This is a genomic window from Mycobacterium sp. Panama NTM2 (genome assembly GCF_054355555.1).
The window spans coordinates 797,063-823,577 of the sequence record NZ_CM135953.1 but is presented as its reverse complement, the minus strand read 5'-3'; the positions used below and the strand labels follow the sequence as shown (position 1 = coordinate 823,577).

The window sequence follows — 26,515 nt, the reverse complement described above, 5'->3', positions numbered from 1 at the left end:
CTTGTTGGCCTGTCATGCACATTCCTCCTCGATCACAGGAATCAACGCGGGGGTACAGACTCGTACGGCCTTGCGGGCGGATAGACCACCGGCGGCCCTTCAGGCTCCGGCGGTGTGTAGGGCACCGTCGGATTCGTGCGGGACGGCAGTGTCCCTTCGGTCCGCTCGTTGCCCAGGGGCTCCCCGCACGGGAAGCTGCCGTCAGGGTCGAGGTCTTTCTCGTCGGCAGCGGACTGATACCGACCTCGCGGAGTGCGCAGGGCAAGCGCCACCGACGCTGATTCGGCGACCAACTTCGCGATCGACGCTTCGGCCAACCCGATCTGTGTCGCGGCAACAGCGAGATCACCGGCGGCCTTGACCTGCGCGCCGCCGGGAATCGCATTCATCCATGCCGTCGACGTGTCGTAATCGGAGAGGAAGTCGATCGCATCCTGCAGATCCGTGCGGGTCTCCGTCACTTGAGCTGCCAACCTGCGCAGCGCGGCCCGCACCTCGCGTTCCGCTTCGACGACCTCGAAGGTGAGGTGACGATGAATGTTGTTGGTGCCTCGGTACGTGTCCGCCGCCGTGCCATCCCACAGGTCTTCCGTCGGCGTGGCATCGATGAGCAGGTCGCCGGCCTCCTCGTAAAGATCCGCCGACTTCGTGAACGCCTCACCCGCCTGCGGCTCACCCGAGCCCGTGGTGGCCTTGAGGCCGTGGATCGTGACCTGAGCGGCAGCGAGGATCGGTGATCCGGCCACGGCGGTGACGGTGTTCGTGGCGCGATCCAGGATCCCGGGCTTGTCATCCCAGTCGACACCGATGACGTCGCCGTAGCGGCGCAGCAAGTCGAGCGCATCACCCAACAAGCTCACGCCGGACACCTCCTTGTCGTCCACCTTAAGACAAGATCAGCACCCCACATCTCGGCAATTTTCGGCGAATCAGAGGTCGACGAGAGCTACCGAAACGGTGCATTGAGCCAGCTAGAAGCACTCTCAGGCCCTACCATCACCCCGTGCAACCCGAAACAGCCACCGAGCAGCGCCACGTCTCCGGCATCGCCGCCGTGATGACCGTGCTCGCGATGGGCCTCGGCTATGCCGTCTCCATCGGCGACCCCACCACCTTGTCGGCCAACCTGCAGGTCGTCTCCGCCGGGCTCGGCATCACCGGCAGCACCGCCACCTTCATCGCCAGCCTCGCCACCCTGACCATGGCCGCCGCGGTCCTCTCCGCCGGCGCCCTCGGCGACCTCTACGGCATGCGCCGCCTCTACCTGGTCGGCCTCACCGGCGCCGCCGCCTTCAGCCTGCTGGCCGCCGCCGCCCCCGTCGCCGCCGTCCTCATCATCGCCCGCGCCGGCGTCGGCATCGCCCTGGCCTTCCTCATCGGCCTCTCCCTCGCCCTCACCAACGCCGTCTTCTACCCCGAACGCCGCGCCGCCGCCATCGCCGCCTACTTCGGCGTCGGCTACGCCGTCTCCACCCCCATGCCCGCGCTCGGCGGCACCCTCGCCCACGCCATCGGTTGGCGCGCAACCTTTTTCCTCGTCCCCGCCATCGCCGCGATCGGGCTGCTCATCACCTGGCGCTTCGTCCCCGAGACAGTGCGCAGCAGCCGCCGCCTCGACATCCCCGGCATGGCGCTCTTCGCCGTCGCGCTGCTCGCGTTCATCTACGGCATGTCCCGAATCGAGACCGGCATCGACGCCATCGGCCTCACCTGCATCGCGGGCGGCCTGGCCGCCGGTGTCGCCTTCGTCGTCCGCGAGCGCAGCACCGACCATCCTGCCCTCGACATGCGCGTCTTCCGCTCCAGCCGCTTCAATGCCGCCGTCGCCGCCGGCGTGGTGTTCAACATCGTGCTGGGCGGCTCGATGATCCTGCTGGCCTTCTACCTCGTCACGATTCGCAAGGAATCCCACGAGCTGTTCGGCTACCTCCTGATGCCCGCCACCGCCATGGCCGCGCTCGCCGCGCTGTCTGCCGGCCCCGTCGCGAACAAGTTCGGCGCCCGCACCGTGATGGTCACCGGTCTGGTCCTCATGCTCGGCGGTCTGGTGGTGCTGCACAGCTACACCCTCGGCACCTCTCGCGTGACGGTGTTCATCACCGCCGCGTTGATGGTCGTCGGCGGCGCACTGGTCACCACCCCGCAGGCCATGATCATGATGAACAGTGCCCCGGCCGACCTCGGCGGCGCCGTCTCCGCCGTCAAGAGCGCGGTCAACGAAGGCGGATACTCCCTCGGCCCAGCACTATTCGCTCTCGTCGGCATCAACCTCTTCCTCACCGACAGCGCCCACGACCTGACGAAAGACGGCGTCACCCGCGCCGAGACCCGCGAAGCGTTGATCACCTCACACGGCGGCCGCAGCGGCGCGACGCTGGTCAACCCTGACCAGGCCCGGCTGATCGTCGATCAGGCGCCCTCCAATGCGATCGACGCCATTCACACGCTGAGCCTCATCATGGCCGCCGGGCCGATCATCGCGATCATCCTGGCGCTCTGGCTGATCAAGCCGAACCGCTAACCGGGCCCCGCGCCCGCCACCGTCGGCTCGATCGTCGGCGCCGGATAACCGCCCGCCTGCAGCGCCTCCCGCACCGCGCCGCTCACCGCATCGACCGAACCCGACGGCACCAGCGCGATCACGCAACCGCCGAATCCGCCGCCGGTCATCCGCGCCCCCAGCGCTCCCGCCGACACCGCGGTCGAAGCGATCAGGTCGAGGTGCGGCGTGGTGATCTCGAAGTCATCCCGCATCGACTCGTGCGACGCCGTGAACAATTCCCCGACCCGCCGGAAGCCGTTCGCCGACAACGCCTCCACCGTGTCCAGCACCCGCTGGTTCTCGGCGACGATGTGCCGAGCCCGGCGCTGATCCTCACCAGAGAGCGACGACACCGACGCCGCCTCGCGTAGAGACGCCACTCCCAACGCCGCGGCCGCCCGCTCACACGACGCCCGCCGCGCCGCGTACTCACCGCCCTTATGCTGATGCCGCGCCTGCGAGTCGATCAGCAGCAGCGTCACTCCGTGCGCGTCAGGATCGAACGGGACCGGTGTGACGGTCACGTCGCGGAAGTCGATCAGCTGCGCGCACCGCGGCACGGCGAACAGAATCGCCAGCTGATCGAGCAAACCCGTTGGTGCACCGACGTACTCGTTCTCGGCACGCTGCGCAATCCGGGCCTGCTCCACCCGGTCGACAGCGGCGCCTTGAAGCAGCGCCCCGAGTACAGCGCATTCCAGCGCCGCCGACGACGACAAACCCGAGCCGATCTGCACGCCATTGCTGATCGCCAGCGTCCCACCCGGCACCGGATAGCCCGCCTCCCGCAGCGACCACACAACACCCGCGACATACGCGGCCCACCCGGTCACGTCCCCGGGCACTGTGTCGAGCCGTATGCGCACCACGTCCGGCGACAGGTCCGTGCTTATTACCAGCTCGCCGCTGTCCGCCGGTGCGAACTCCACCACGGTGCGGCCTGGCAGCGCGATCGGCAACGCGAAACCCGCGTTGTAGTCGGTGTGTTCGCCGATCAGGTTGATCCGGCCCGGCGCCGAGAAGCGAATGCTCACAGGCCGCGCAGCCTCTCCGCCAGCGCCTCGGGCACCACGTCGTTGATGAACGCATCCATCACCGACTCCGACGACGCCAGGAACTTGAGCTTGTCGGCGGTGCGCCGGGTCGAGATGATCTCGACGTGGAAGCAGCCCTCCCCCTCCGGGTACTGGTGCAACCCCGCCATGTACGGCAGCGGCGCGTCGTACATTCGATCCAGCCGCCGCAACACGTCTTGATACACAACGCTGAACGCGTCCAGTTCATCCGCCGACAGATCCAGCAGCGAGTGCACGAACCGGTTCGGGTAGATGTGCACCTCGACCGGCCACCGGGCCGCGAATGGCACGAACGCCGTGAACGCCGCATCCCGCCCAACGATACGTCGACCGTCCTCGACTTCCCGCGCCACCAGATCGCCAAACAGGTTGCTGCCGTGCCGTTCTCGATACGCAGAGGCGCGAAGCAGCATCTGCTCGGTCCGCGGTGTCAGGAACGGGTAGCCGTAGATCTGCCCATGCGGGTGGGTCAGCGTCACGCCGATCTCTTCGCCGCGGTTCTCGAAGCAGAACACCTGCGCGATCCCCGGCCGCCCAAGCAGGTCAAAGGTGCGGTGCCGCCACGCCTCGACGACCAGGCGGGCCTGCGCGGCATCCAAAGAAGCGAACGAGCTGTCGTGGTCGCTGGAGAAGCAGATCACCTCGCAGCGGCCGTGGCCGGGCACCACAAAATCGGAGGAAGCAGCAAGCGCACCGCCCGGCCCCGAGAGAGAAGCGAACCGGTTCTCGAAGACCACGACGTCGTAGTCCGGCGCCGGGATCTCACTGGTGAGGCCGGTCGGCCCCGGGCACAACGGGCACTGGCCGCGCGGCGGGAGGTAGGTGCGGTCCTGGCGGGCGGGAGCGACGATCACCCACTGCCCGGTGGTCTGATCGAATCGCAACTCCGACAGCGACTCTGACCGCGGGGGTAGCGGGCGGAGGTCAGGAACCGGAGCCGGCTCGTCACCGGGAAGGCTGAAGAACAGCAGATCGCGTCCGTCGGCGAGGGTCCATGCCGTCACTGCGTCCGTGCGCGACGGATTCTCAACCACGGTTGACGCAACTCCTCTTCCCGGCGCAGAGCCTCAGCGTCCAGAATCTGATGGTAACGCGCGACGAGTTGCTCCCGGGTCAGACCGAACTCCGGGAGCACCTCGTCGGCGGGCGGGCCCGCCGTACGGAGCCCAGCTCCGCATGAACGTGACGATGTCGTGTTCGTAGCGATCCGCGATGCCGGGCATGTCAGGCTCCGCCCTTCTTCTTGTTGTAGATGTCGAAGCCGACCGCGGCCAGCAGCACCAGGCCCTTGATCACCTGCTGCACGTCGCTGCCGATACCGATCAGCGACATACCGTTGTTGAGCACACCGAGCACGAAACCGCCGATGATCGCGCCGAACACCGTGCCGACACCACCGCTGGCCGATGCGCCGCCGATGAATGCCGCGGCGATCGCCTCCAGCTCCATACCGATACCCGCCTGCGGTGTCGCCGAATTCAGCCGCGCGGCGAACAGCAGACCGGCCAGTGCCGAGAGCAGACCCATGTTGACGAATACCAGGAACGTCACCCGCTTGGTCTTGACGCCCGAGAGCCGCGCCGCGGCCTCGTTCCCGCCCACGGCGTACACCTGCCGGCCGACGACCGTGCCGCGCATGATGAACGCGTAGACCACGAACGCCAGGGCCAAGATGATCCCGACCACCGGAACGCCGCGGTAGCTCGCCAGCAGCAACGTGAACGCCGCCAGTGCCGCGACGATCGCGGCGCACTTCGCGACGAACCAGCCCAACGGCAGCACGCTGAACCCGTACTGGCTCTGGGCCCGTCGCTGACGTACCTGCTGCCCCACCGCCGCCAGCATCACGACCACACCGAGAATGACCGTGGGCCAGTGGTAGACCGCATTCGCGCCGAGCTCGGGCAGGAACCCACTGCTGACGTCACCGAAGCTGGTCGGGAACGGCGCTATCGACTGCCCTTCCAACAGGTACTGTGTCGCACCGCGGAATACCAGCATGCCCGCCAGCGTCACGATGAACGACGGGATGCCGACGTACGCGATCCAAAACCCCTGCCACGCCCCGATCAGCGCACCGAGCAACAGACACAGCGCGACCGCGACGGGCCACGGCATGTCGTTGCGGATCATCAGTACCGCCGACATCGCCCCGATGAACCCGGCGATCGAGCCCACCGACAGGTCGATGTGACCGGAGACGATCACGATGACCATCCCGATCGCGAGGATCAGGATGTAGCCGTTCTGCTGGACGATGTTGGTGACGTTGAGTGGCTTGAGCAGGATGCCGTCCGTCCACACCTGGAACAGGATGACGATCAGGGCGAGCGCGACGACCATGCCGTACTGCCGGAAGTTGCCCTGCAGCAACGCCTTCAGCCGCGACACCGTCGAGTCCGCGGGCGGTGGCGCCGGGGCGCTGGGCGGCGTCGACACCGTCGGGGTGGTGGTCATCTATCCTCGTCCCTTCATCATGTAGCGCATCAGCGTCTCCTGCGACGCGTCGGCCCGGGCCACCTCACCGGTGAGCCGGCCCTCGTTGAGTGTGTAGATGCGGTCGCACAGCCCGATGAGCTCCGGCAGCTCCGAGGAGATCACGATCACCGCTTTGCCCTGCGCCGCCAGCGAATTGATGATCGTGTAGATTTCGTACTTGGCGCCGACATCGATGCCGCGGGTGGGTTCGTCGAGGATCAGCACGTCGGGGTCGGCGAACACCCACTTGCTCAGCACGACCTTCTGCTGATTGCCGCCCGACAGGTTGCCGGTGATCGCCTTGACCGACGGGGCCTTGATCCGCATGTCCTTGCGGAACCGCTCGGCGACGGTGGTCTCCTCGTGCTCGTTGATCACCGACTGTCGGCTCACCTTCGGCAGCGACGCCAGCGTGATGCTGCGCGCGATGTCGTCCATCAGGTTCAGGCCGAAGTGCTTGCGGTCCTCGGTGGCATAGGCGATGCCGTGGCTGATGGCCTCGGGCACGGTCCGGGTCCGAATCTCCCTGCCGTCCTTGAACACCGCACCGCCGGCTTTCTTGCCATAGCTCCGGCCGAACACGCTCATCGCGAGCTCGGTGCGCCCGGCGCCCATCAGCCCGGCCAGCCCCACCACTTCACCGCGCCGGACGTTCAGCGAGACCCCGTCGACGACCTTGCGCTGCTGATCGAGCGGGTGGTAGACCGTCCAGTCCTCGATCGCGAACGTGACGTCGCCGATCTCGTGCGCGCTGCGCTCGGGGAACCTGTCGACCAGCGGCCGGCCCACCATGCCGCGGATGATGTGCTCCTCGGTGAGATCGGGTCCCACGTCGAGCGTTTCGATCGTGCGGCCGTCGCGCAGCACCGTGATGCGGTCGGCGACGCGCGTCACCTCGTTGAGCTTGTGCGAGATGATGATGCACGTCAGACCCTGGCGCCGCAGATCCAGGATCAGGTCGAGCAGGTTGCGGCTGTCCTCGTCGTTCAGCGCGGCGGTCGGCTCGTCGAGGATCAGCAGCTTCACCTTCTTCGACAGCGCCTTGGCGATCTCGACGAGCTGCTGCTTGCCCACCCCGATGTCGGAGATCCGGGTGCCCGGACTCTCCCGCAGCCCGACCCGGTCGAGGAGCTGCTGAGCATGGGTGGTGGTCTCGTGCCAGCTGATCACCCCCGCCGACGCGTGCTCGTTGCCCAGGAAGATGTTCTCCGCGATCGAGAGCACCGGCACCAGCGCGAGCTCCTGGTGGATGATTCCGATGCCGCGCCGCTCGCTGGACCGGATGTCCTTGAAATCGCCCGGTGCACCGTCGAAGACGATCTCCCCCTCGTAGGAGCCGTGCGGGTAGATCCCGCTGAGCACCTTCATCAGGGTCGACTTGCCGGCGCCGTTCTCCCCGCAGATCGCGTGGATCTCCCCCTGCCGGACCGTGAGGTTCACGTCGCACAGCGCGGTCACCGCGCCGAAGCGCTTGGTGATCCCCCGCATCTCGAGCAGAGCGGTGTCCTCGCCGCCCATCAGGCCAGCTGGGCGGAGGTGTAGTAGCCCGAATCCACCAGCACCTTCTGGTAGTTGGATTTGTCCACACTGACCGGCTGCAGCAGGTACGACGGGACGACCTTCACGCCGTTGTCATAGGTGGTCGTGTCGTTGACCTCCGGCTTGCCGCCGGTCAGCAGTGAATCGGCCATCTGCACTGCCGCTTTCGCGAGCTCGCGGGTGTCCTTGAACACGGTCTGGGTCTGCTCCCCGGCGATGATGGACTTGACCGACGCGAGCTCGGCGTCCTGACCGGTGACGATCGGCAGCGGTTTGGCCGGGATGCCGTAGCCGGCGCTCTTGAGCGCCGAGATGATGCCGAGCGACATGCCGTCATACGGCGAGAGCACCGCGTCCACCCGGCCACTGGTGTACGAGCGGCTCAGCAGGTTGTCCATCCGGGACTGCGCCAGGCCACCGTCCCAGCGCAGCGTCGCCACCTGGTCGAAAGAGGTCTGCCCGCTCTTCACCACCAGCTTGCCGCTGTCGAGGTAGGGCTGCAGCACGCTCATCGCGCCCTTGAAGAAGAACGTCGCGTTGTTGTCGTCGGGCGAGCCGGCGAACAGCTCGATGTTGAACGGCCCCTTGCCCTGCGCCACACCCAGCTTGTCGACGATGTACTGCGCTTGCAGCACACCGACCTTGAAGTTGTCGAACGTCGCGTAGTAGTCGACGTTGGCCGAGCCGCGGATCAGCCGGTCGTAGCTGACCACCGGGATCTTCGCGTCGGCGGCGCGCTGCAGGATGTCGATCAGCGACGATCCGTCGATCGGGGCGATGACGAGCACCTTGACGCCCTTGGTGATCATGTTCTCGATCTGCGAGACCTGGTTCTGCACCACGTCGTCGCCGTACTGCAGGTCGGTCTCATACCCCAGCTGCTGGAACTGCTTGGCCATGTTGTCGCCGTCGGCGACCCACCGCTCCGAGGACTTGGTCGGCATCGCGATGCCGATGGTGCCGCCGCGGTCACCCCCGCCCCCGCCACCGCTGGCCTCGGGTCCGGTCGAGCGGCCGCACGCAGCAGTCGCCAGCGAGGCCGTCACGGCCAGCGCGGCCGCGATTCGAAGAAGGCTCTTTCGCATGGATTCCTCCGGTTGGTCCTGCCACTCACCGCGGGCCCGACACGTCGGCCGCCAACACGATGTGAGCGCTAACATCGAGCATCTTGTGACGCGGCTCACGCTGCTGTCAAGAGTTCACACCGGATCAATGTGAGCGCTAACAAATCGTTGACAGCGTCCGAATGTGAGCGTTAACATCGCCGCAGTGTAACGCCGGTCACATGGTCACCGACGTCGCCGATCCCCGCCGAACACGGACGTGACCTGGTCCGATGGCATCCCCTAAGGAGTCCTCGTGAAGAAAATCCTCTCTGCGATGCTCGCCGTCGCAACGGCGGGCGTCGTCGCGGCCTGCGGTAGTGGACCCGCCCCCGGAAACGCCCCCGGCGGCGGTGGCGACGCCGGCGGCCAGATCACGATGGGCTTCTCCCAGGTGGGCGCGGAGAGCGGCTGGCGCACCGCCAACACGACCTCGATCCAGGACGCCGCCAAGGCCGCCGACATCGACCTGAAGTTCTCGGACGCCAACGGCAAGCAGGAGAACCAGATCTCGGCGATCCGGTCCTTCATCCAGCAACGCGTCAACGTGATCGCGTTCAGCCCGGTGGTCCGCACCGGCTGGGACGCCGTCCTGCTGGAAGCCAAGAATGCCAACATCCCGGTGATCCTGACCGACCGCGCCGTCGACACCCAGGAGAAGGACGTCTACAAGACGTTCCTGGGCGCCGACTTCGTCCAGGAGGGTCAGTGGGCCGGCGACTGGGTGGTCAAGGAATTCGCCAACGCCACCGGGCCCGTGAACATCGTGCAGCTCGAAGGCACCACCGGATCGGACCCCGCGCTGGAGCGGAGCACCGGATTCTCCAAGGCCATCGCCACCAACCCGAACCTGAAGGTGATCGCCTCGCAAACAGGCGATTTCACCCGATCCGGCGGCAAGCAGGTGATGGAGGCCTTCCTCAAGGCCAATCCCAAAATCGATCTGGTGTTCGCGCAGAACGACGACATGGGCCTCGGCGCGATCGAGGCCATCGAGGCCGCGGGCAAGAAGCCTGGTCAGGACATCAAGATCGTCGCGATCGACGCCACGCACGACGGCATGCAGGCACTGGCCGACGGCAAGATGAACTTCATCGTCGAGTGCAACCCGCTGCTCGGGCCGCAACTGATGGACCTGGCCAAGAAAGTGGTTGCGGGTGAACCGGTTCCGCCGCGTGTCGTGACCCCGGATCAGACGTTCGATCAGGCGCAGGCCCAAGCCATCCTGCCCGAGCGCAAGTACTGACCGACGCGTGCACGCCGTCATGACAGCACCGACCGTCGACCCGGTCGTCCACATGCGGGACGTCACGATCGACTTCCCCGGGGTCAAGGCCCTCGACGGGGTGGAGTTCCGCCTGCTGCCCGGTGAGATCCACGCGCTGATGGGCGAGAACGGCGCCGGGAAGTCGACGCTGATCAAGGCCCTCACCGGGGTCTACGACATCGACGCGGGCTCCATCACCGTCGACGGCGTCCCGCAGCGGTTCACCACGCCGCGGCAGGCGCAGGACGCCGGCATCAGCACGGTGTACCAGGAGGTGAACCTCTGCCCCAATCTGACGGTGGCAGAGAACATCCTGCTGGGCCGCGAACCGCGGCGCTTCGGCCGCATCGACTCGCGGGCGATGAACCGCCGGGCCGCCGAGCTGCTCGCCGAGCTCGACCTGGCGATCGATCCGCGGTCCACGCTGGGCGCGCACCCGATCGCGCTGCAACAGCTGGTGGCCATCGCCCGCGCGATGGCGGTCTCGGCACGGGTGCTGATCCTCGACGAACCGACCTCCAGTCTGGACGCCGACGAGGTGGCCGAACTGTTCCGCGTGATGCGGCGCCTGCGCGACGCCGGCACCGCGATCCTGTTCGTGTCGCACTTCCTCGACCAGGTCTATGCGATCTCCGACCGGATGACCGTGCTGCGCAACGGCCGCCTGGTCGGTGAGTACGAAACCGCGACGCTGGACCGGCTCGCCCTGATCTCGGCGATGCTCGGCCACGAGCTGGCCGCACTCGACGAGATCGCCGACAACGCCGGCGCGCCGGTCAGCGACGACGTCGTGCTCAGCGCCCGCGGGCTCGGCCGCGCACCAGCGCTGCAGCCGGTCGACCTCGACATCCACCGCGGTGAGGTCGTCGGGCTGGCCGGGCTGCTCGGTTCGGGCCGAACGGAGCTGGCGCGCCTGCTGTTCGGCGCCGACCGCGCGACCAGCGGACAGATCGCGATCGACGGCAGGCCCGCCACCGTGCGCTCCCCCCGCGCCGCGATCGCGCATCGGATCGCGTTCTCCTCCGAGGACCGCAAGGGCGAGGGCATCATCGGCGACCTGTCCATCCGCGACAACCTCATCCTCGCCCTGCAGGCCCGCCGCGGCTTCGCCCGCCCGCTCTCCCGGGCCACCAAGGACGACCTCGTCGACCGCTACATGGAAGCGCTCGACATCCGCCCCCGCAACGCCTCGCTGCCCGTCAAGAATCTCAGCGGCGGCAACCAGCAGAAGGTGCTGCTGGCCCGGTGGCTCATCACCGAACCGCAGCTGTTCATCCTCGACGAACCCACCCGCGGGATCGACGTCGGCGCCAAGGCACAGATCCAGAAGCTAATAGCCGACCTCGCTGCCGACGGCATGGGCGTGGTCTTCATCTCCGCCGAACTCGACGAGGTCGCCCGGATCAGCGACCGGATCGCGGTGCTGCGCGACGGCCGCTGCGTCGCCCAGGTCGGAAACGACTGCACCGTCAACGAACTGACATCACTCATCGCCGGGCACGGTGCCGCGTGATCAAAAAGCTCACCGCCTCGCCCTTGCTATGGCCCGCGCTGGCGCTCGTCGCCCTGCTCGTCGTCAACGTCATCCTGACCCCGAGCTTCCTGAGCATCCGCGTGCAGGACGGCCACCTGTTCGGCAGCCTCATCGACATCCTGCGCAACGGCGCCCCCACCATGCTCGTCGCGCTCGGGATGACGCTGGTGATCGCGTCACGCGGCATCGACCTGTCCGTCGGCGCCGTCGTCGCTGTCAGCGGCGCGCTGGCCTGTGCGCACATCGCCGCATCGGACACTCCCGGCAGCGTCGGCACCGTGCTGTCGGCGATGGGTATCGCCCTCGGCGTCGCTGTGGCACTGGGACTGTGGAACGGCGCGCTGGTCTCGGTGTTCGGGGTGCAACCGATCATCGCCACGTTGGTGCTGATGACCGCCGGACGCGGCATCGCGTTGTTCATCACCGACGGCCAGATCGTCACCACCGACAGCGCGCCGTTCAAAGTCCTCGGCGCCGGGTTCGCGCTCGGGCTGCCGGTCGCGATCCTCGTCAGCCTCGCGGTGTTCGCCCTCGTCGGGCTGCTGACCCGGCGCACCGCGCTCGGCATGCTGCTCGAATCGGTCGGCGTCAACCCCGAGGCCAGCAGGCTCGCCGGAGTGCGGCACCGCTCGATCGTGTTCGCGGTGTACGTGTTCAGCGCGTTGTGCGCCGGCATCGCCGGGTTGATGATCGCCTCGAACATCTCGGCCGCCGACGCCAACAACGCCGGGCTGTGGATCGAGATGGACGCGATCCTGGCCGTCGTCATCGGCGGCACGTCGCTGCTGGGCGGCCGGTTCAGCCTGACCGGAACGATTTTGGGCGCGTTGATCATCCAGACACTGACCACCACGGTCTACACCGCGGGCATCACGCCGGAGACCACGCTCGTGTTCAAGGCGCTCGTGGTGATCGCGGTGTGCCTGCTGCAGGCCCCGAAGTTCCGGGCGCTGCTGCGACGCCGCAGGCGCACACCACACCCCGCGACGCCGGCCGCGGTTCTCCTGCCCGAGCCGGTGGTGACGCGATGACGGTCACCGCCACCCGGCCCGGCGCACTCACCGGCCTCGTCCGCTACGCCCGCGGCCGCTATCTGTCCCCGCTGGCCTCGCTCGCGTTGTTCGTCGTGATGTTCACCGCCGTGGTCACCCGTTTTGACTTCGCCAGCCCCACCCAGGTGTTCCTGAACCTGTTGGTGGACAACAGCTATCTGATCGTGCTCGCTGTCGGCATGACGTTCGTGCTGCTGACCGGCGGCATCGACCTGAGCGTCGGATCGGTGGTGGCGCTGTCCACCGTGATCGTCGCGACGACGCTGCGGGCCGGCTGGCCCACTCCGCTGGCGCTGGCCACCGTTCTGGTCGTGGGCCCGGCGCTCGGGCTCGTCATGGGTCTGGTCATCGAGTACTTCGACGTGCAGCCGTTCATCGTCACCCTCGCCGGGATGTTCCTGGCGCGCGGCCTCTGCTACGTCATCAGCGTCGACACCCTGCCGATCGACGACCCGGTGATGCGCGCCGTCGGGCTGAACTACGTCTACCTCTACGAGGACAAGTTCATCCGCTGGACGGTCGTCATCGCGCTCGTCGTCGTCGTGGTCGCCGCCTACACGCTGCACCAGACCCGCTTCGGCCGGACCGTCTACGCCGTCGGCGGCAATCGGCAGTCCGCACAGCTGATGGGGCTGAACGCGTCTCGTGCCCGCGTCGGGGTCTACGCGATCAGCGGGTTCTGCGCGGCGCTGGCCGGGCTGCTGCTCGCGATGCAGAAACTCTCCGGCTACAGCCTCAACGGCATCGGGCTCGAACTCGACGCGATCGCGGCCGCCGTGATCGGAGGCGTGTTGCTCTCCGGCGGTGTCGGATTCGTGCTCGGCTCGCTGATCGGCGTGCTGGTCCTGGGCACCATCGGCACCTTCGTCACCGCAGCGAATCTCGACTCCTACTGGACCCGCATCATGACCGGGGTGCTGCTGCTGATATTCGTCCTGGTTCAACGACTAGTGGTGAGGAAACCCGGATGAGCACCCAGCCCACTCCCCCGATCGCCGGCAAGCCGGTGATGGCCGACGTGGCGCGTCTCGCCGGCGTCAGCCACCAGACCGTGTCGCGGGTGATCAACGGCTCGTCGAGCATCCGGCCCGCCACCAAGGCGCGCGTCGAGCGGGCCATCGAGGAACTCGGCTACCGGCCCAACACCGCAGCCCGCGCGCTGGTGACCCGCCGCTCGGGCATCATCGGCATCGTCGGCACCAACAGTGCCCTCTACGGCCCGTCGAGCATCCAGCGGTCCGTGCAGGAAGCCGCCCGCGCGGCCGGCTACTTCACCAGCCTGGTGCCCCTGGCCGACGTCACCCGCGAGTCGCTGCGCGACGCCCTCGACCACCTGACCCGGCAGTCCGTCGAAGCCATCGTGATGATCGCCGCCCAGGAGGACGCGCTCGAGATCGTGCACTCCGCGCACGCCGACCTGCCCCTCGTCGTGGTCGAGGGCGACCTGTCCGGGCGCGGACTCAGCGTCGGCGTCGACCAGATCGACGGCGCCCGCCAGGCCACCGCGCACCTGATCGGCCTCGGCCACACCGCGATCGAACACCTCGCCGGGCCTCTGAATTTCACGGAAGCCAAAGGCCGGCAGACCGGTTACGAGCAGACCATGCGCGACGCCGGCCTCACCCCGCGTCGGTCGTTCGAAGGCGACTGGACCCCGGCACGCGGCTACGAGATCGGCCAGGAACTCGCCCGCCGCCGTGACTTCACCGCCGTGTTCGTCGCCAACGATCAGATGGCGATCGGCGTCCTCCATGCCTTCGCCGAAGCCGGCCTGTCGGTCCCCGGCGACGTCAGCGTCGTCGGGTTCGACGACATCCCCGAGGCGGGCTTCCTGATCCCAGCGCTGACCACCATCCGCCAGGACTTCCACGAGATCGGCCGCCGCGCCATGGATTTGGTGACGGCGACCCTCGAGGGATCGAGCGCCAATGTGCCCCTGCTCCCTACCGAACTGATCGTCCGCGCCAGCACCGCATCCCCGAAGGAGTCTTCGTGAGCAGTGAGAAGTACACGGTAGGAGTCGATTTCGGCACCCTGTCCGGACGTGCGCTGGTGGTGCGGGTCAGCGACGGCCACGAGATGGCCAGCGCCGAGCATGTCTACCGGCACGCGGTGGTGACCGACACCCTGCCCGGCGGCACCGACCGGCTGCCCCCGCAGTGGGCGCTGCAGGTGCCCAGCGACTACGTCGACGTGCTGCGCACCGCGGTTCCGGAGGCGGTCGCCGCCGCCGGCATCGACGCGGGTGACGTCATCGGCATCGGCACCGACTTCACCGCCTGCACGATGGTGCCCGTGCGTGGCGACGGCACTCCGCTTTGTGAGCTCGCCGAGTTCGCCGACCGGCCGCACGCCTACGCCAAGCTGTGGCGCCACCACTCCCCCCAGCCGCAGGCCGACCGCATCAATACCGTTGCCGCACAACGGGAAGAGGCCTGGCTGCCGCGCTACGGCGGGCTGATCTCCAGCGAGTGGGAATTCGCGAAGGCCTTGGAAATCCTCGACGAGGACCCGCAGGTGTATGACGCCATGGACCACTTCGTCGAGGCCGCCGACTGGATCGTCTGGCAGCTGTGTGGCTCCTACGTCCGCAACGCGTGCACCGCCGGCTACAAGGGCATCCGGCAGGACGGCCAGTACCCGTCGCGGGACTTCCTCGCCGCGGTCCGCCCCGAGTTCGCCGACTTCGTCACCGACAAGCTCGACCACCGCATCGGCCGACTCGGCGACAGCGCCGGCACGCTGACGGCGCAGGCCGCCGCCTGGACCGGGCTGCCGCAGGGCATTCCGGTCGCCGTCGGCAACGTCGACGCCCACGTCACCGTCGCTGCCGCCGACGCGCTAGACCCGGGATCGCTGGTCGCGATCATGGGAACCTCGACCTGCCACGTGATGAACTCCGACGTGTTGCGCGAAGTCCCCGGCATGTGCGGTGTCGTGCTCGACGGAATCAGCTCCGGCAGTTGGGGATACGAAGCAGGCCAATCCGGGGTCGGCGGCATCTTCGGCTGGTTCGTCGCAAACTGCGTGCCCGAGACCTACCAGAACGAGGCCCGGCGCCGCGGGCTGTCCCTGCACGAATACCTGTCCGAGCTGGCCGGCCGCCAGCGGGTCGGCGAGCACGGCCTGATCGCGCTGGACTGGCACAGCGGAAACCGTTCCGTGCTCGTCGATCACGAGCTGTCGGGGGTGATGGTCGGGCAGACGCTGGCGACCACGTGCGTCGACATGTACCGGGCGCTGCTGGAGGCCACCGCGTTCGGCACTCGGATGATCGTGGAGACGTTCGTGCGCAGCGGTGTCCCGGTCAACGAACTCGTCGTCGCCGGCGGTCTGCTGAAGAACAGCCTCTTGATGCAGATCTACGCCGACGCCGTCGGGCTGCCGCTGTCGGTGGTGCCGTCCCCGCAGGCGCCCGCGCTCGGCTCGGCCATTCACGCCGCCGCCGCGGCCGGCGCCTTCCCCGACGTGCCCACCGCCGCCCGGCAGATGGGCCGCCGCATCCGCGATGCCTACACCCCGATCCCCGCCAATGTCGCTGCCTACGAACAGCTCTACCGCGAATACGTCGCGGCCTACGAGTGGTTCGGCCGCGGCAACGGCATGATGCGGCGGCTTCGCCGCATCGGCACCCCCGAACCCGTAGGAGTTCTATCGTGACGATCACCTCCGACGTCGACGCCGCCATCGCAGATCTACGCCGGCAGGTCTGCGAGCTGCACCGCCACCTCACCCAGTACGAACTGGTCATCTGGACCGCGGGCAACGTCTCGGCCCGAGTCCCTGGCCGCGACCTGATGATCATCAAGCCGTCCGGGGCGGACTACGACTCGATGACCGCCGAGGACATGGTGGTCTGCGATCTGTACGGCACCCTCGTCGACGGAGAGCTCTCCCCGTCATCGGACACCGCCGCCCACGCCTACGTGTACCGGCACATGCCCCACGTCGGCGGCGTCGTGCACACGCACTCCACCTACGCCACCGCGTGGGCCGCGCGCGGCGAACCGATCCCGTGCGTGCTGACGATGATCGCCGACGAGTTCGGCGGCGACATCCCCGTCGGTCCGTTCGCGCTGATCGGCGACGACTCGATCGGCCGCGGCATCGTCGAGACCCTGCAGCACAGCCGATCTCGCGCGGTACTGATGCGCAACCACGGACCGTTCACGATCGGCCGCGATGCCCGCGACGCGGTCAAGGCCGCCGTGATGGTCGAAGACGTCGCCCGCACCGTGCACATCGCCCGCCAGCTCGGCGTGCCGCCGACGATCGACGACGACGACGTCACCGCGCTGTTCGAGCGCTATCAAAACGTGTACGGCCAGCCCGGCCGCACACCGGAGACCTCCGAGGAGACCCTGCGATGATCGCGTCCCGACTCGTCACCAGCCAGGTGTGGCTGGTGACCGGCAGCCAGGCGATGTACGGGCAGGCCATCCTCGACCAGGTCGCCGATCAGTCCCGGCAGATCGCCGAACAGCTCGATGCCGGCGCCGAGATCCCCGTCGAGGTGCGCTGGCTCCCCGTCGTCACCGACACCGAGCACATCGCCCGCGTGCTGGCCGAGGCGAACGCCACACCGGAGTGCATCGGCGTGATCGCCTGGATGCACACGTTCTCGCCCGCCAAGATGTGGATCCGCGGGCTCAAGACACTCACCAAGCCGCTGCTGCATCTGCACACCCAGTTCGGCGTCGAATTGCCCTGGGAGTCCATCGACATGGACTTCATGAACCTCAACCAGGCCGCCCACGGCGATCGCGAATTCGGCTACATCCAGACCCGGATGGCGCACCCTCGAAAGACCGTCGCCGGACACGTCAGCGACCCGCGGACCCGCCGCCGGATCGGCAGCTGGATGCGCGCGGCCCTGGGACATGCCGAGTTGTCCACGCTGAAAGTCGCCCGGTTCGGCGACAACATGCGCGGCGTCGCCGTCACCGAGGGCGACAAGGTCGAGGCCGAGGCCCACTTCGGGGTGTCGGTGGACACCTACGGGGTCAACGACCTCGTGCGGGTCGTCAACAACATCAGTGACGCCGACGTCGACAAGCTGGTCCGCGAGTACGCCCACACCTACCGGGTGGCGCCGGAGCTGCTGCCCGGCGGAGATCGGCACACCTCGCTGCGGGTCGGCGCGCAGATCGAGCTGGGTCTGCGGAAGTTCCTGCAGCACGGCGGCTTCCACGCATTCACCACCAACTTCGAGGATTTGGGTGGCCTACGCCAGCTGCCCGGGCTCGCGGTGCAGCGGCTGATGGCCGACGGCTACGGCTTCGGCGGCGAGGGCGACTGGAAGACCGCGACGATGCTGCGCACCGTCAAGGTGATGGGCGAAGGGCTGCCCGGCGGCACCTCGTTCATGGAGGATTACACCTACGACCTGACGCCCGGCCGGGAGCGCATTCTCGGCGCGCACATGCTCGAGGTGTGCCCGAGCATCGCGGCCGGCGTGCCGACGCTGGAAGTGCATCCGCTCTCGATCGGCGACCGCGACGACCCGGTGCGGCTGCGGTTCACCGCCGCACCGGCCGACGCCGTGATCCTGGGCATCTGCGACATGGGTGACCGGTTCCGGTTGGTCGCCAACGAGGTTCGCGTGGTCGAACCCTCCGCCGAGCTGCCGAAGCTACCCGTCGCGTGTGCGGTGTGGGAGCCGCTGCCCAATTGGTCCACCTCCGCAGAGGCGTGGCTGATGGCCGGCGCACCGCACCACACCGTGCTGACCACCGCGGTGGACACCGAGACGTTCGAGGACTTCGCGGAGATCACCGGCACCGAGCTGCTGGTCATCGACGCCGGCACCACCGTCCGCGACTTCCAGAACACGCTGAAGTGGAACGGGGTGTATCACCATGTCGCCGGCGGGCTCTGACACGGCGGTGCGATGATGCTCGCCGCCCGTCTGCACGGCGTCGGTGATCTGCGTGTGTACCGCGAACTCGACCCTGACGAACCCCCGCCGGGCTGGTCGCTGCTCGCTGTCACCTCCGTCGGCATCTGCGGTTCGGACCTGCACTGGTTCACCGACGGCGGCATCGGGGAGAACCGCATCGAGCGGCCCGTCGTGCCCGGCCACGAGTTCGCCGCCGTCGCGCTCACCGGCCCGCTGACCGGCCGCCGGGTCGCCGTCGACCCCGCGATCCCCTGCCAGACCTGCGAGATGTGCCGCGCCGGCTTCCACAACCTCTGCCCCACCGTCGAATTCGCGGGCCACGGCACCCTCGACGGAGCCCTGCGCGAGCACCTGGTATGGCCGGATCATCTGCTGCATCCGCTACCCGACGGGCTCAGCGACGACGCCGGTGCGCTGCTCGAACCACTCGGTGTGGCCATCCACGCCGTCGGCGTCGGCCACATCCGTTCAGGCATGGACGTCCTCGTCGTCGGCGGCGGACCGATCGGCGTACTCACCGCGCAGGTGCTGCGCCGGACCGGAGCCCGGCGGGTGTTCCTCGTCGAACCGCTCGCCCACCGCCGCGCCACCGCGCTGCGCGCCGGTGTCGACGCCGCCCTCCCGCCCGATGCGGCGAGCGACGAGGTGCTGGACGCGACCGAGGGGCGTGGCGTCGATGCGGTGATCGAGATGGCCGGCACCGATGCCGCGATCGCGACGGCTGTGGCCGCGGCCCGGCCGGGAGCGCGGATCGCACTCGGCGGCATCCCGTCGGAGGATGCGTCGTCGTTCCCGGCGGCCGCGGCCCGGCGCAAAGGGCTGACGTTCGCCATGGTGCGGCGGATGAACGACACCTATCCGCGGGCGATCAAAATGGCGACGGGTGGAATCGATCTCGACGCCATCGTCAGTCAGCGGCGGCCGCTCGCCGAGGCAGCAGAGGCGTTCACCTCAGCGGCGCAACGGTGCGGCGACAAGGTCGTCGTCACCGTATCGGTGTAGGGCTGACTCAGTCGCCGGCCAGCACCTGAAGCGCTGCGCGCCCACGACGGGCAGCAGTCCCGGTCGCGATCCACGAGCGGTGGTTTACGTCCTGTAGCTGCTTCCACAGCGCTTCGAGTCGCTTACGGTCGCTGCCAATCCTGCGTTCCCGGTCGGCAACTGGGTCCGTCACAGCGCAGGCGAGCTTGGCGGCATCGTCCAGATGGCGGACGCGGTCTCGTGAATCCGCCATGTAAGCCGCGCCTTTCAGCACGAGTGCACCAAGGACATCTGGGACGCTTAATGTCAAGAGATCGCCGCCATCGTCCACTCCGCAGATCACAGTTTTCTTCAAGGCCGAGGTGCCGCCAGGGACTGCGAACACGAGTCGCCGTAGAGCTTTCGGCCGCTTTCCCTCCGGCAGGCGGTCCGGCACCATCACGTCGATTGTCTCTGTGCTGGTCCGTCCCCGAACGTATCGGTGGATCGGCCCGTCACCCATCGGTTCCACAAGCGTGTACCCAAGCCCTTCCAGGTCATCGCGGACACTGTTGAAGGTGACCGCCCCTGTCTGGATATGCAAGATAATGTCGACGTCGACCGTTGGGCGGGTTAGCGCCAATCCAGCCCTCGCGGCATGGAGTTGCACCATCAGCCCGCCCACCAGCGTCCATTGGGTAGGCGGGATGGTTCGGGCGATCTCAAAGAGCTGTGGCCACGGTGGGGGCCAACCTCCCGGAGGGGATTCAATCTTCGACACGGGACGCTCGCTGGCCGCAGCCTGGCTCACCGGACGTTTTCGCCGCGGGTGTTGCCGGCGCGGAATGTGTCGAGCAATTCCTCGAGCACCCTTTCCCCCGCGGACGCTTCACGAGTGTCAAGAGACTCAGACAGATCCACGGCGATAGCTGCCATGAGCGGCCGATCGACGGGATATCCGGCATCCTCTGGAACAACGCGCACGGTCATGTCACCTTGGAGATCCCCGACAAGACCGAGTTTGGTTACGGTGTCGGTGAAGTCGCCTGCCGCGACGTAACCGTCGGCTCCCCGCTCCGTAGTCGACAAGCCAAACCGTGCGGCCACCTCCGGATCGCGCAGCGCACTTACGCCGGTGAGGACGAGACCATCGTCCCGACCCCAGCCCCGCATCTGGTGCACACGGGCACGCCCGCGAGCCAACCACGCCACCTCGGATGCATGCGCGGCACGTAGGCGGTGGCGCAAACGGGACAGGGCCGCGGAATCCATCCACGGCGCGCTCCCGCCGGACAAGAGTGCAAGTGCGGCCCACGCGGTCGCCGGGGTCCACGGTCTCCCGTTGTGACGGACGCGCCCCGCGAGTCGGTGCACCGATGCAGCGTCGAGGAGCAGTGAGCGCCCGACCACGCGGCTGATGATGAGAACGCCGTCGTCGGCCAGGCGTCGCACCTGCCGTTGGGACACCTGCAGGTGTTCGGCGGCGTCGGCCGCCGTCATTTCAGGCATGCATATATAGTCCGATATCGGACGTATTGACGCAATAGCTGCAGATCAAGAGGTTGTAAGAACCGCTCATCCCGCGTTGGCGGACATCGCCCAGCGGATGCCGCCGACGAGCACATGCCCGGCCGAGCGCACCACTGTCGCCTCCGCGGGCGGGAAGTACGGCAGCCACAGCGGTCCGCGCGCCCACCGCGGCAGCATCGACACCGCCGCGGCCGCGAGCGCGGCATACGGGGCGCGCGCAAGGATCGGCAGCGGCGGGGTCAGCAGCAGGAACCGCGCCGCATCGCGGGCGGCGGCGGTCCCGGCCAGCTCCGACCGGTACGAGGAAAGTCTCTCGGCCACTTCGGCTTCCGTACGCGGCGGATCGATGACACCCAGTCTGGCGGCCACCTCCGCGGTGTCTGCGACGTATCCGTCACGGCCCGTCTGATCCAGCGGGGCCGAACCGTACAGCTGATGTGCGCGCAGGAAGCTGTCGACCTCGGCGATGTGCACCCACTCCAGCAGGTGCGGATCTCCCGCCTCGTAGGCCCGCCCGTCCGGCGCGACGCCACGCACCCGGCGGTGGATGCCACGCACCTTGTCGACCGCGCGCTGCGCGTCGTCGGCCGGGCCGAACGTCGTCACCGCCAGGAACGTGCTCGTGCGGGCCAGCCGGCCCCACGGGTCGCCGCGGTAGTCGGAGTGCTCGGCCACCCCGGCCATCGCCAGCGGATGCAGCGACTGCAGCAGCAGCGCCCGCAGCCCGCCGACGAACATCGACGCGTCGGCATGCACCTGCCGGATCGGACGGTCCTCGGCGAACCAGCGAGGGCCGGGCGTCTCGTGGATGCGGGCGCGGTTCTCGGGCCCTTCCGGGCCGGCCACCATCCCGAACAGCGCGCTCCCCATCCGCGTGCGGACAACCCCCAGGGCGTCTAAAGGCATACCCCAGGCTACGGGGTGGCGGCAGCGCCGAGTTCTGCGTACACCGCGGCCTCGAACCCGAGGATCGTCTTGACCATCGCGTCGTCGAAGAACGGCAGCACCTGTGTCGCGATGACCGCGGCGACGCCGGCCGTGCGGTCGATCCAGTAGAAGCTGTTGAACAGCCCCGACCAGTCGGCCGACCCGGCGCTGCGCATGCCCGGCAGATCGGTCAGGTACAGGTGGAATCCGAGGCCCCAGCCCTGCGGCACATCCAGCAGCGCGACCGTGTTGCTGAGCTCCGGCACGGTCGATATCGACTCCTTCGGCAGCGGCGCCCCGCCGAGGTGATCACGCAGCGCGAGCTCGACGGTCTCCTCGGCGAGGATGCGCGTGCCGTCGAGTTCACCGCCGTTCAGCCAGGCCCGCACGAAGCGTCCGTAGTCGGCGATCGTGCCGTAGGAACCGTGGCCGCCGGCGTCCCACTCCGGCGCCGCCGGCAGATCGAGGTCGGTGGCGACCAGGTTGCCGTCCGCCGCGCGAAACCGGATCGGCAGCAGCCGCGCACGTTGCTCATCGGTCGGGTCGAACGTCGTCTCCGTCATCCCGAGCGGACCGTAGACGTGCTCGGTCAGGTAGGCGCTCAGCGACTGACCGCTGACGGCCTCGATGACCAGCCCCAGCCAGTCGGTGTTGACGCCGTACTCCCAGACGGTTCCGGGATCGTTGATCAGCGGTGCGCGGAGGCTGCGCTTGACGCCGTCGAGGGCGTTGGGGAAGTCGTGCTCCGTGCAATAGGTGAAGAGCTTGTGGTTGGTGAAGTGGTAACCGCAGCCGGCGGTGTGCGTCATCAACTGCCGGATGGTCGCCTGCGTTGTGGGCGCCCTCAGCACCGGCTCCCCGCCGTCGAAGCCATCCAGCACCTGCAGCTCGCCGAACTCGGGCAGGATCGACGCCACCGTGGCATCCAGGGCCAGCCGACCCTGCTCGACGAGCTGCAGTGCGCCGGTGGTGGCGACAGCCTTCGTCATCGATGCATTGCGAAACATCGTGTCGGGCTTGGCATCTCCGGCGGCGTGCTCGTAGAGGACGCCGTCACGGCCGACCACGGTCGCGGCGACACCGTGCAGCGAACCGCTCGCCGTCACTCCGTCAAGAATCTCGTCGATCTTCTCGAATCCCATGGCCGCCATGATGGCACGGACGACGACCCCGACAGCTGTTTGACAGCACCCCGATCGCGGCGTGTACTGATCTCCCTTCGAGCAGATCTGAGATCACCATGTTTTCCGTCGCCACATCCCGGCTGCTTGCTCTGCGCGCCGACGGCGCCCGGCCCCAGAAGGCAGCCGAGTGAGCGCGAACACTGACGCCCCCGCACTGACGCTCGGCATCCTCGCCACCTCGCGCAAACCCGATGAGCGCCGGCTGCCCATCCACCCCGATCACTTCGCCCGCATCGACCCGTCGATCCGCAGCCGGATCTTCGTCGAACACGGTTACGGGTCCCACTTGGGCGCCACCGACGAATCCCTCGCTGCTCTGGTCGGCGGCATCCGGACCCGGGAGCAGTTGATCGCCGACTGTGACGTCATCCTGCTGCCCAAGGTCGAAGCACAGGACCTGGCTGAGTTCCGGGAGCGGCAAATAGTCTGGGGCTGGCCGCATCTGGTCCAGAGCCCTGACGTGACGCAGGCCGCCATCGACCGACGGCTGACGATGATCGCGTTCGAGTCGATGAACCACTGGAACGCCGACGGCAGCTTCGCCCTGCACGTCTTCCACAAGAACAACGAACTCGCGGGGTACTGCTCGGTCCTGCACGCGCTGTCCCTGATCGGTGTCACCGGGAACTACGGCCGGCGTCTCAGTGCGGTAGTCATCGGCTTCGGCGCGACCGCCCGCGGCGCCGTCACCGCGTTGAACGCCCACGGTGTCGACGAGGTCCGCGTGCTGACCAACCGGGATGTCGCGGCCGTCGCCGCACCGATCCCGTCCACCGAGATCCTGCAGATGGGACACGACGACGACGCCCCGCCGGAGGCGACGTGGGTCGACACCGGCGATGACGGTGTCATCCCCGTCGCGAGACTGCTCGCCGACCACGACATCGCCGTCAACTGCGTGCTGCAGAACCCCACGAGCCCGTTGATCTTCGCCACCGACGACGACCTGTCGGACTTCACGCCCGGAAGCCTGATCGTCGACGTGTCCTGCGACGCCGGCATGGGTTTCAGTTGGGCGCAGCCCACGTCGTTCGCCGATCCGCTTCGGCTGTTGGACAACGGTATTCACTACTACGCGGTCGACCACAGCCCGTCCTATCTGTTCAACTCCGCGACTTGGGAGATCAGCGAGGCGCTGCTGCCGCATCTGGAGACGGTCCTGGGCGGGCCGGCGGAGTGGGAGGGCAGCGCCACCATTGAGCGCGCCGTCGAGATGCGCGACGGGGTCGTGCTCAACGACGAGATCCTGTCATTTCAGCACCGCGCCGACACCTACCCGCACGCGCGGGAGAGTTAGGTCCTACGGACCACCCTTCCAGTGCTCGATGCGGTGGTGATCCGGCAGGAAGCCATGCCGGGTCCCCCACAGCACCGCCTGCGTTCGGCTCTCGACGTCGAGCTTGCGGTACAGCGAGCGGATGTAGGACTTCACCGTGTTCGGGCTCAGGTACGTCAACCGCGCGACGTCGGCGTTGCTCTTGCCCTGTGTGATGAGGGCCAGTATCTCGGCCTCCCGATCGCTGAGGCCCTCGCCGCGGCCGGGCCAGTCCTTGCCCGGCGCGGGCCGGCTGCGCGGCGGCGATTCGCTGACCACCGTCTCGCCGCGGTGCACCGCCTCCAGCGCGGCCACCAGCTCGCGCGCCGGCAGGGTCTTCGACAGATAGCCGTGCGCGCCGCGCTCCCGCGCACTGGATATCAAGTCAGGGTGAAAGTTCCACGTGTACACCACAACTCGACGCGCACACGGGTTGGCGACCAGGACGCCGATCTCCTCGTGGTCGGACTCCGGTTGGGCGAAGCTGTCATAGAGCGCGATGTCGACCGTGTCCTTCAGTGGCGTGCTCGCATCGAGCTCCGCAACCACGACGCGATCCCGGTAGGGCTCGAGCATGTTGGCCACACCCTGGACGACGACGTCATAGTCGTCGATCAGCGCCACGGTGATGGGCTCGGACACGGCGCCGACATTACCTCCTTAGGGGTGTACCGCCACACCCTTGAGGGTGGTCGACTGAACGTGGTCGAACGGCCGAAACTCCCTCTACGGAAGGATCGATCATGATCATTCTCGGCATCATCGCGGTCATCGCAGGACTGCTACTGAAGATCTCCATCCTCACCACGATCGGCGTCATCCTGCTCGTCGTCGGGGCCGTCCTCGCGATCCTCGGCTCCACCGGACGCGCCGTCGGCGGCCGGCGTCACTACTTCTGACCTCTGACCTGGGCCGCGTGGCGCCGGTCACAAACTGACGTTTGCGTAGACCACGCCACGGTTACCCGACGTGCACGAAAGGAGTTCGAAATGCCTACCTGGCAATGGATTTTGATTGCCGCAGCAATCATCGTGGTGATCGTGCTGGTGGTGCTGGCAGTGCGTTCCCGCAGTAAACGCACAAACAGTGAAGACCTCAAGGCCCACTTCGGACCGGAGTACGACCGGACCGTGCAGCGCGCCGGTGACCCCAAAGCGGCGGAGAAAGAACTCGCCAACCGGGCCCGCAAGCGCGACAAGCTCGACATCGTGGCGCTGTCCCCCGTGGCGCGCAACGATTTCGAAGTGCGATGGGCACAGGTCCAGACGGAGTTCGTCGACGATCCCGCTCGCGCCGTCGGCACCGCAGACCTGCTCGTCACCGAGGTGATGCGCCAGCGCGGCTACCCCGTCGACGACTTCGAGCGCCGCGCCGCCGACATCTCCGTCGACCACCCGCACATCGTCGAGAACTACCGGGCAGCACACAGCGTGCACACCGCGCAGGAGCGCGGAGAGGTCAACACCGAACGTCAGCGGGAAGCCTTCGTGCACTACCGCGCCCTGTTCGAGCGACTTCTCGACACCACCGACAACGACACCTCGAAGGAGGCGCGCGCATGACCACCCACGATCAACACACCGACCAGTCGCGGCAGTTCTCGACGGAAAATCCCAGCTACATTCCGGAGGACCAGGTCGCCCCGACCCGCGACGACGTCACCGGCACCCAGGGCGCCGGCCCGCCCACGGCGCCGATGGACCCCCAGGTCGCGGGCGCACAGCACCACCCCGACCAGCATCACAGAGAAGAGCACCACCACGAGCGCGAAACCGACCCCGATGCCGGGCTTTTCGCGCACGACGAACTCGCCGGTCTGCGCGCCCGGTGGGACGCGGTCCAGGCCAGCTTCGTCGACGATCCCAAGGACTGCGTGCAGAAGGCCGACAGTCTGGTGGCCGATCTGGTGCAACAGCTGACCACCGGCTTCGGGCAGGCCCGCTCGCGGCTCGAAGACCAGTGGAGCCGCGGTGAGCAGGCCTCGACCGAGGACCTGCGCGTCGCGCTCAAGCGCTACCGCAGCTTCTTCGAGAGGCTTCTGACGGTCTGAGCGAGCGCCGAGGCGGCGGGCTGCGTGCCCGCCGCCTTCGGCATGACTAGTGTTGCCCG

25 protein-coding genes are annotated in these 26,515 nt (G+C 67.9%); 14 read left to right on the top strand and 11 right to left on the bottom strand.

Annotation, left to right across the window (positions count from 1 at the left end; genetic code table 11):
- Positions 1–41: 41 nt before the first annotated feature.
- Positions 42–860: an EspA/EspE family type VII secretion system effector gene (locus tag ACXYX3_RS04090; RefSeq protein WP_458610250.1), complete on the bottom strand. Its 819-nt coding sequence runs from the start codon at positions 858–860 to the stop codon at positions 42–44.
- A gap of 143 nt (positions 861–1,003) precedes the next feature.
- Between ACXYX3_RS04090 and ACXYX3_RS04085 the strand changes: the two genes are divergently transcribed.
- Positions 1,004–2,521 carry an MFS transporter gene (locus ACXYX3_RS04085; RefSeq protein WP_458610249.1) on the top strand — a complete coding sequence of 506 codons (1,518 nt, stop codon included), beginning with the start codon at positions 1,004–1,006 and terminating at the stop codon, positions 2,519–2,521.
- Here ACXYX3_RS04085 and ACXYX3_RS04080 read toward each other — a convergent pair.
- The 5 genes from ACXYX3_RS04080 to chvE form a co-directional block, all read right to left on the bottom strand.
- Positions 2,518–3,576 carry a galactokinase gene (locus ACXYX3_RS04080; protein WP_458610248.1) on the bottom strand — a complete coding sequence of 353 codons (1,059 nt, stop codon included), beginning with the start codon at positions 3,574–3,576 and terminating at the stop codon, positions 2,518–2,520. The two genes, ACXYX3_RS04085 and ACXYX3_RS04080, sit on opposite strands and share 4 nt — an antisense overlap.
- A complete protein-coding gene (gene galT, locus ACXYX3_RS04075; RefSeq protein ID WP_458610247.1) occupies positions 3,573–4,652 on the bottom strand; it encodes a galactose-1-phosphate uridylyltransferase in 1,080 nt (359 codons plus the stop codon). Before galT ends, ACXYX3_RS04080 begins: the two co-directional genes overlap by 4 nt.
- A 190-nt stretch (positions 4,653–4,842) precedes the next feature.
- Positions 4,843–6,075, bottom strand: coding sequence for a multiple monosaccharide ABC transporter permease (mmsB, locus tag ACXYX3_RS04070; protein WP_458610246.1), 1,233 nt, complete (start codon positions 6,073–6,075; stop codon positions 4,843–4,845).
- Positions 6,076–7,614 carry a multiple monosaccharide ABC transporter ATP-binding protein gene (gene mmsA, locus ACXYX3_RS04065; RefSeq protein ID WP_458610245.1) on the bottom strand — a complete coding sequence of 513 codons (1,539 nt, stop codon included), beginning with the start codon at positions 7,612–7,614 and terminating at the stop codon, positions 6,076–6,078.
- Complete coding sequence (chvE, locus tag ACXYX3_RS04060; RefSeq protein ID WP_458610244.1) at positions 7,614–8,720, bottom strand: multiple monosaccharide ABC transporter substrate-binding protein; 1,107 nt, start codon at positions 8,718–8,720, stop codon at positions 7,614–7,616. The genes mmsA and chvE overlap by 1 nt, the downstream gene beginning before the upstream one ends.
- Positions 8,721–8,994: 274 nt before the next feature.
- On the opposite strand from chvE, the gene ACXYX3_RS04055 reads away from it, so the two are divergent.
- The 9 genes from ACXYX3_RS04055 to ACXYX3_RS04015 are packed head-to-tail and all read left to right on the top strand — an operon-like array spanning position 8,995 to position 19,492.
- Complete coding sequence (locus ACXYX3_RS04055) at positions 8,995–9,984, top strand: ABC transporter substrate-binding protein (RefSeq protein WP_458610243.1); 990 nt, start codon at positions 8,995–8,997, stop codon at positions 9,982–9,984.
- Positions 9,985–10,003: 19 nt separating this feature from the next.
- Positions 10,004–11,518, top strand: a complete 1,515-nt coding sequence (locus tag ACXYX3_RS04050; RefSeq protein ID WP_458610242.1) for a sugar ABC transporter ATP-binding protein — start codon at positions 10,004–10,006, stop codon at positions 11,516–11,518.
- Positions 11,515–12,570: an ABC transporter permease gene (locus tag ACXYX3_RS04045; RefSeq protein WP_458610241.1), complete on the top strand. Its 1,056-nt coding sequence runs from the start codon at positions 11,515–11,517 to the stop codon at positions 12,568–12,570. The genes ACXYX3_RS04050 and ACXYX3_RS04045 overlap by 4 nt, the downstream gene beginning before the upstream one ends.
- Positions 12,567–13,562, top strand: a complete 996-nt coding sequence (locus ACXYX3_RS04040) for an ABC transporter permease subunit (protein WP_458610240.1) — start codon at positions 12,567–12,569, stop codon at positions 13,560–13,562. The genes ACXYX3_RS04045 and ACXYX3_RS04040 overlap by 4 nt, the downstream gene beginning before the upstream one ends.
- Positions 13,559–14,587 (top strand): LacI family DNA-binding transcriptional regulator, encoded by a 1,029-nt coding sequence (locus ACXYX3_RS04035; RefSeq protein ID WP_458610239.1) that lies wholly within the window; start codon positions 13,559–13,561, stop codon positions 14,585–14,587. Before ACXYX3_RS04040 ends, ACXYX3_RS04035 begins: the two co-directional genes overlap by 4 nt.
- Complete coding sequence (gene araB / locus ACXYX3_RS04030) at positions 14,584–16,251, top strand: ribulokinase (protein ID WP_458610238.1); 1,668 nt, start codon at positions 14,584–14,586, stop codon at positions 16,249–16,251. Before ACXYX3_RS04035 ends, araB begins: the two co-directional genes overlap by 4 nt.
- The gene (locus tag ACXYX3_RS04025) at positions 16,248–16,961 is read left to right on the top strand and encodes an L-ribulose-5-phosphate 4-epimerase (RefSeq protein WP_458610237.1); all 714 of its coding nucleotides are present in this window, start codon (positions 16,248–16,250) and stop codon (positions 16,959–16,961) included. Before araB ends, ACXYX3_RS04025 begins: the two co-directional genes overlap by 4 nt.
- Positions 16,958–18,469, top strand: a complete 1,512-nt coding sequence (gene araA, locus ACXYX3_RS04020; RefSeq protein WP_458610236.1) for an L-arabinose isomerase — start codon at positions 16,958–16,960, stop codon at positions 18,467–18,469. The genes ACXYX3_RS04025 and araA overlap by 4 nt, the downstream gene beginning before the upstream one ends.
- A gap of 12 nt (positions 18,470–18,481) precedes the next feature.
- Positions 18,482–19,492 carry a zinc-dependent alcohol dehydrogenase gene (locus ACXYX3_RS04015; protein ID WP_458610235.1) on the top strand — a complete coding sequence of 337 codons (1,011 nt, stop codon included), beginning with the start codon at positions 18,482–18,484 and terminating at the stop codon, positions 19,490–19,492.
- A gap of 7 nt (positions 19,493–19,499) precedes the next feature.
- On the opposite strand, the gene ACXYX3_RS04010 is transcribed toward ACXYX3_RS04015, so the two are convergent.
- The 4 genes from ACXYX3_RS04010 to ACXYX3_RS03995 all read right to left on the bottom strand — a co-directional run bounded on the left by ACXYX3_RS04010 (position 19,500) and on the right by ACXYX3_RS03995 (position 23,049).
- Positions 19,500–20,135 (bottom strand): hypothetical protein, encoded by a 636-nt coding sequence (locus tag ACXYX3_RS04010; RefSeq protein ID WP_458610234.1) that lies wholly within the window; start codon positions 20,133–20,135, stop codon positions 19,500–19,502.
- Between the two features lie 122 nt (positions 20,136–20,257).
- Positions 20,258–20,959: a hypothetical protein gene (locus tag ACXYX3_RS04005; RefSeq protein WP_458610233.1), complete on the bottom strand. Its 702-nt coding sequence runs from the start codon at positions 20,957–20,959 to the stop codon at positions 20,258–20,260.
- A gap of 66 nt (positions 20,960–21,025) precedes the next feature.
- The gene (locus ACXYX3_RS04000) at positions 21,026–21,886 is read right to left on the bottom strand and encodes an oxygenase MpaB family protein (RefSeq protein ID WP_458610232.1); all 861 of its coding nucleotides are present in this window, start codon (positions 21,884–21,886) and stop codon (positions 21,026–21,028) included.
- Between the two features lie 8 nt (positions 21,887–21,894).
- Positions 21,895–23,049, bottom strand: coding sequence for a serine hydrolase domain-containing protein (locus ACXYX3_RS03995; RefSeq protein ID WP_458610231.1), 1,155 nt, complete (start codon positions 23,047–23,049; stop codon positions 21,895–21,897).
- Between the two features lie 169 nt (positions 23,050–23,218).
- Between ACXYX3_RS03995 and ACXYX3_RS03990 the strand changes: the two genes are divergently transcribed.
- Positions 23,219–24,388, top strand: coding sequence for a N(5)-(carboxyethyl)ornithine synthase (locus tag ACXYX3_RS03990; RefSeq protein WP_458610230.1), 1,170 nt, complete (start codon positions 23,219–23,221; stop codon positions 24,386–24,388).
- 3 nt (positions 24,389–24,391) lie between these two features.
- Here the strand turns inward: ACXYX3_RS03990 and ACXYX3_RS03985 are convergent, their stop codons facing one another.
- Complete coding sequence (locus ACXYX3_RS03985; protein ID WP_458610229.1) at positions 24,392–25,048, bottom strand: response regulator transcription factor; 657 nt, start codon at positions 25,046–25,048, stop codon at positions 24,392–24,394.
- A 101-nt stretch (positions 25,049–25,149) separates the two neighbouring features.
- Here ACXYX3_RS03985 and ACXYX3_RS03980 point away from each other — a divergent pair, with 101 nt between their 5' ends.
- The 3 genes from ACXYX3_RS03980 (at position 25,150) to ACXYX3_RS03970 (ending at position 26,456) form a co-directional block, all read left to right on the top strand.
- Positions 25,150–25,305: a DUF6131 family protein gene (locus ACXYX3_RS03980; protein WP_458610228.1), complete on the top strand. Its 156-nt coding sequence runs from the start codon at positions 25,150–25,152 to the stop codon at positions 25,303–25,305.
- Between the two features lie 90 nt (positions 25,306–25,395).
- Positions 25,396–25,968 carry a hypothetical protein gene (locus ACXYX3_RS03975; protein ID WP_458610227.1) on the top strand — a complete coding sequence of 191 codons (573 nt, stop codon included), beginning with the start codon at positions 25,396–25,398 and terminating at the stop codon, positions 25,966–25,968.
- The gene (locus ACXYX3_RS03970) at positions 25,965–26,456 is read left to right on the top strand and encodes a hypothetical protein (RefSeq protein ID WP_458610226.1); all 492 of its coding nucleotides are present in this window, start codon (positions 25,965–25,967) and stop codon (positions 26,454–26,456) included. Before ACXYX3_RS03975 ends, ACXYX3_RS03970 begins: the two co-directional genes overlap by 4 nt.
- The last annotated feature ends 59 nt before the right edge of the window (positions 26,457–26,515 follow it).